The 5,519-nt window shown below is 67.0% G+C and carries 4 protein-coding genes and 1 pseudogene; all 5 read left to right on the top strand.

Annotation, left to right across the window (positions count from 1 at the left end; translation table 11 throughout):
- Nucleotides 1-793 (top strand): transposase (locus QOC69_RS29305; RefSeq protein ID WP_526446027.1); only part of this gene is annotated, 793 nt, incomplete at its 5' end.
- A 48-nt stretch (nucleotides 794-841) separates the two neighbouring features.
- The gene (locus tag QOC69_RS29300; RefSeq protein ID WP_526446026.1) at nucleotides 842-1,132 is read left to right on the top strand and encodes a hypothetical protein; all 291 of its coding nucleotides are present in this window, start codon (nucleotides 842-844) and stop codon (nucleotides 1,130-1,132) included.
- A 219-nt stretch (nucleotides 1,133-1,351) separates the two neighbouring features.
- A complete protein-coding gene (locus QOC69_RS29295) occupies nucleotides 1,352-2,950 on the top strand; it encodes an ABC transporter substrate-binding protein (protein WP_526446025.1) in 1,599 nt (532 codons plus the stop codon).
- 151 nt (nucleotides 2,951-3,101) lie between these two features.
- Nucleotides 3,102-5,090, top strand: a complete 1,989-nt coding sequence (locus QOC69_RS29290) for a dipeptide ABC transporter ATP-binding protein (protein ID WP_526446024.1) — start codon at nucleotides 3,102-3,104, stop codon at nucleotides 5,088-5,090.
- A gap of 132 nt (nucleotides 5,091-5,222) precedes the next feature.
- Nucleotides 5,223-5,519, top strand: a pseudogene (locus QOC69_RS29285) (NtaA/DmoA family FMN-dependent monooxygenase); the annotation flags it as partial.

The raw sequence follows: 5,519 nt of genomic DNA, 5'->3' as shown, positions 1-5,519 counted from the left end.
GCGGGTGTATCTGCAAGGGATCGGGCAGGTGAAAGTTCATATGCATCGCCAGGTGTCGGGGCGGGTGAAGACGATCCAAATCAAACGCCAAGGGCGGCGCTGGATGCTGATCTTGTCGTGCGACGATGTGCCGACCAATCCGCTGCCGGCGACCGGGCGTCAGGGCGGGATCGACGTCGGGATCGCCAGTTTCGCCACCACCAGCGACGGTGAGCACATCGACAATCCCCGCTGGGGCCGCCGCGCGGCGGCCAAGCTGACTGCCGCCCAACGGCGGCTGCAACGGGCTCGCCGAGGCGGCAGGAATCGTCAAGCGAAGCGGGAGACGGTAGCGGCGCGGCACCGCAAGATCGCCAACCAGCGCAAGGACTTTCACCACAAACAAGCACGCCGCCTCGTCGATGTTTACGACCTGTTGGTGGTGGAGGACCTGGCGATCGCCAACATGGTCCGTCGAGCCAAACCCGTGCCCGACCCCGACGCATCCGGTCAGTATCTCCCCAACCGGGGGCGGGCGAAGTCCGGGCTGAACAGAAGCATCCATGACGCGGGCTGGGCCGGTTTCCTCGCTGTATTGCGCGCCAAAGCGGAAGACGCTGGGCGTGTATGGATCGAGGTCGACCCCCGGCACACTTCCGATGGCTGCGAGAACTGTGGACACGCAGCACCCGGGAACCGTGTCAGCCAAGCAGAGTTCGTCTGCCAACGGTGCGGGCATCATGCCCAGGCCGACGAACACGCTGCACGCAACATCCTGCGGGCTGGACTGGCCCTTCACGCCCAAGCGGCGTGAAAAGAAGCTGACGGCTCTAGCCGCCAGAGAAGTCACCTCGGCTGGTTCATGAACAGCCCGGCAAACCTCGACAGAACGCTGCGGGAAGTCGCGTCGAACTCGGCCTACGGCGCGGGGCAGCGGGTGGAGTTCCTCGGTACGCCAGCGGAAGTCGCCGAGCAGATGGGTGAGGTGATGGCCGAGGTCGGCGGCGACGGCTTCCTGATCACCCAGGACGTCCTCACCCGTCGTTCGATCAGTGAGATCACCGACGGCCTGGTGCCGGAGTTGCAGAAGCGCGGCCTCACTCGGGAGCACTATCGCTACGAAATGTTCCGCGACAACCTGCTCGAATTCTAAACGCGACCGCTCACGCACCGTCGAACCATTACGCGGGGAATGCGCCATGTCATGCGGCGCAATGGAAACACCACGGTGGCGACCCCGCGCTGTCACGTACAGCGGTTTGGATGGCAACTCACAGATACATCTGCCCTGTCCCAGGGCCGAGCCTCACCCGCCGCCGCGCCGTCGACTGCCGCGCCGTAGACCCCAGCACCGCAGCCTGAGGAGACACCCGTGACCCGTGCCCCGATCGCCCTGGACCGCCGAACCTTCCTGCGGGCCAGCGGCCTAACCGTGGGCGGACTCGCCCTGGCCAACTTCCTCGCGGCGTGCGGTGGTACGGCAAGCGACGACGGCAAGGGCACGCTGACCCTGCGGATGCCGTTCCTACAGGACATGCAGGTGCCCGACCCCGACATCATGTACGAGGGCGAGGGCGTGCAGGTGATGAAGTCCTGCTACGAGGGCCTGGTCAACTACAAGTCGGGCACCTCCGACATCATCCCCGCGCTGGCGCAGTCCTGGACGGTGTCCGACGACCAGCTGACCTACACCTTCAAACTGGTGCCCGACGTGACCTTCCACGACGGCACCCCTGCCGACGCGGCGGCCTGGATCAAGAGCTTCGAGCGCAGGCTCGCGGTCAAAGAGGGACCGGCCTACATGGTGGAGGGAATCGCCAAATCCGTTGCGCCCGATCCGACTACGCTCGTCGTGACGCTCAAGGAGCCCAACAACGCCTTCCTGCACTATGCGGCCTGCCCGTGGCAGATGTTCGCGGTGAGCCCGACCGCGGTCAAGACCAACGCAGTGGGCGGCGACCTGGCCCAGGAGTGGCTCAAGACCAACGACGCAGGCACCGGGCCGTACGTCATGAAGGAGTTCGTCCCCGGCAGCCACTACACGCTGGAGCGCTTCGACGGCTACTGGGGCGAAAAGCCGTACTTCCAAACCGTGCGCATCGAGATCGTCCCCGAAATCGCCACCCAGAAGCTGCAATTGGACCAGGGCGCCTTCGACCTCGTCTCCAAGGGCTTCGCCATCCCCGACGTCCTGAACTACAGACAAAACCCTGACTTCAACGCGACCACGGTGCTCGGTTCCACGATCATCGTGCTCTGGATGAACTTCGGCGCAGGCATCTTCAGTGACAAGGCGCTTCGGCAGGCGATGATGACCGCCCTGGACCGCCCCTCGATCGTCGATACCGCATTCCAGGGCGTCGTTCAGGTGGCCGGGAACTTCTGGCCCGAGAACACCTTTCCGGCAGGGCTGACGCCGGTTTCGACGGGCTTCGACCTGGCGCCACTCGAGGCGATCGTGCCGACGCTGCCGTCCAAGAAGATCGACCTCGCCTGGGTGACGTCCTACGGCGCGCCGGGTCAGCAGGTGGCCGAGCTGGTCCAGACCCAGCTCGCCCCGACCGGGCTGGACATCACCGTGCGCGCCATGCCCAGCGCGGAGTCCTTCGACCTCGCCAACCAGCCGGCCGAGAAGCGGCCCGACCTCATGGTCGCAGGCATCGGCGGCGATGCGTTGCACCTCGACACCGTGCTGCGGATCTTCCTGCGCACCGGAGCCAAGCCGCTCAACTACTTTCAGTACGGCAACCCGACGGTGGACCGGCTCATGGACGAGGCGATCACCAAGCCAACGATCGACGCGACCAACCAGGCATACGTGCAGATCACCGGGCTCATCGAAGACGAGGCGCTCTGGGTGCCGCTGTGCCGGCGACCGGAGAACATGATCGCCCACAAGGGGATCGCCGGGATCGTGCAGAACTCCTACCTTCCCTCCATCTTCGACGCCGCCACCATCAAGCGCGTCTAGGAAGGCTGATTCCAGGGGTTGGTGGTTGGTCCGGCGAGCTTGTACGGCAGCACCGCTCGAAACACGGCGCAATATGCCAGGCATCGGGGCGACCCCTCCGCGTCACGCGGCCGGGTTTTCATCGTGACACACCACAGAAGAGGTAGCGTCCATGACCACATTGCGCGATGTCGCCGCCGCTCCATCCGATGCGCCGAACGTCCCGCGCGCCCGCGTTGAGGACCTGACCGTCACCTTCGAGCGGCGCGGGGTCGCGGTCAACGCGTTGCGCGGTGTCACGCTAGACATCAACCCCGGCGAGATCCTCGCCGTGGTGGGCGAGTCCGGCTCGGGCAAGAGCGTGATGGGGCTCGCCCTGCTCGGCCTGCTGTCCGGCGAGCCGATGCCCACGATCACCGGCCGGGCCGAGGTGTGCGGTGTGGACATGGTCGCGGCCTCCGACGACGAGCGGCGCGACGTCCGAAAGGCGCACCTGGGCGCCGTCTTTCAGGACCCGATGACCTCGCTCAATCCGACGATGCGGGTGGGCCGCCAGGTCGTCGAGGCCGCGGGATCAGACGAGGAGGCGCTGCGCCTCCTCGACCTGGTCGGCGTCCCCGACCCAGCTCGGCGCATGAAGGCATTTCCACACGAACTGTCCGGCGGCCTGCGGCAGCGGGTGATGATCGCCATGGCGGTGGCGGGCAAGCCGGATCTGGTGATCGCCGACGAGCCGACCACGGCCCTCGACGTCACCGTCCAGGCTCAGGTGCTCGGCCTGATCCGCGACCTCTGTGACCAGCTCGGCACCTCCTTCATCCTTGTCACCCACGACGTCGCCGTGGCCTCACAGGTGTGCGACCGGGTCGCCGTCATGTACGGCGGTCGGCTGGCCGAGGAGGGCCAGATGGCGAACGTGCTGCGGGCGCCGTCGCACCCCTACACCGTCGGCCTCCTCAAGGCACGCCTCAACCTGGACCTGCCGATCGGGCACGCCATCCCCTCGCTGCCCGGAGAGCCGCCCGACCCTCGCGCGCACCCACCCGGCTGTGCCTTCGCGCCCCGCTGCCCGGCCGCAGTCGAGCCGTGTCTGGAATCGGTGCCCGCCCCACGGCCGGCCGCGACCCACGACGGAGTGAGCGCCTGCGTGATCTCCGACGCCACCCAAGTGATCGGCAGCCTCGCCGAGACGGCGTCGTTCGCACCGATGACCAAACCGGACGACCCCCGGCCCGCGGCGCAAATCAACGGCGTGGACAAGCATTTCGACGTACGGCGCGGGCTGCTGCACAAGGACAAGCTCCACGCGCTGCGCAACATCATCCTCGACATCGCCCCCGGCGAGTCAGTGGCCGTGGTCGGGGAATCCGGATCGGGTAAGTCCACCCTGCTGCGAGTCGTGGCCGGGCTGATGAAGCCGGACGGGGGCACCGTCGACTGTCCCGGCGGCCAGCCGCAGATGGTGTTCCAGGACGCAGGCGCCTCCTTGACCCCCTGGCTGACCGTCGGCGAGATCGTCGGAGAACGGCTGATCAAGACCACCGGCCGAGCCGAGCGGCGCGAGAAGGTCGGCAGGGCACTGCGCCAGGTGGGGCTGCCGCCCGAGGTCGCCGAGGCCAAGGCCGGAATGCTGTCGGGGGGTCAGCGGCAACGCGCGGCGTTCGCCAGGGCGATCATCGTGCCACCCAAACTGCTGCTGTGCGACGAGCCAACATCGGCGCTGGACGCGTCGCTGGCCGCGTCGGTGCTGAACCTGCTGCAGGATCTGCGTCGTGAGCTCGGCATGGCAGTGATGTTCGTGACGCACGACCTCGCCGCCGCCCGGTTCATCTCCGACCGCACGGCGGTGATGTACCTCGGCCAGATCGTCGAGGTCGGCCCCACCGTCGAGGTCATCAGCAACCCGAAACACCCCTATACCAAGGCGCTGCTGGCCGCGATCCCGTCACCGGGCACTGCGCCGGTCCGGCTGCCGGGCGAGCCGGCCAGCCCGCTCGCAGTGCCACCGGGGTGCTCCTTCCACCCACGGTGCCCTGACCGGACCGACCGTTGCACCACCGAAGCGCCGATCTTGTACTCGCTCGACGGCACCAGCAGCCGCTTTGCGGCCTGCCTGCTCACCGAAGTGCGCCGGGATGGCCCGGAGCGCGCCGCCTCCTGACAAGCCGCATGTGACGGCCAGCGAAATCCCGGCAACATCGGCGCAATAGAGGCGCCACGGTGGCGCATTCACGGTGACATGCGCGGGCGCTGTGATGGCTTCGCAAGGCCTGCGGATTCAGGAGATATCGGGATGACCAAGAAGTTTCACCTCGGCTGGTTCATGAACTTCACGCCGCCGGACTGGGAGTCCGAGTGGGCCTCCCCGGATGTGGCCAACTGGGCCGACGGGAGGTTCTACGTCGACATGGCGCGCAGCATGGAACGGGCCTGCTTCGACTTCATGATGATCGAGGACACGGTCATGGTGGCCGACGCCTATGGCGGCACCATGGAGGGGTCGCTGAAGAACGCCATCTTCGCGCCCAAGCAGGACCCGATCCCGCTGGCCATCCAGGTCGCGGTCAACACCACGAATCTCGGTGTGGTC

This window comes from Mycobacterium sp., from assembly GCF_032162105.1.
Lineage (GTDB): Bacteria > Actinomycetota > Actinomycetes > Mycobacteriales > Mycobacteriaceae > Mycobacterium.
This window is presented reverse-complemented; position numbering and strand designations above follow the sequence as displayed.

What these genes read in the sequence shown, in the direction of transcription:
- QOC69_RS29300 (WP_526446026.1), top strand. Translation starts at nt 842, where the DNA reads ATGAACAGCCCGGCAAACCTCGACAGAACGCTGCGGGAAGTCGCGTCG.
- QOC69_RS29290 (WP_526446024.1), top strand. Translation starts at nt 3,102, where the DNA reads ATGACCACATTGCGCGATGTCGCCGCCGCTCCATCCGATGCGCCGAAC.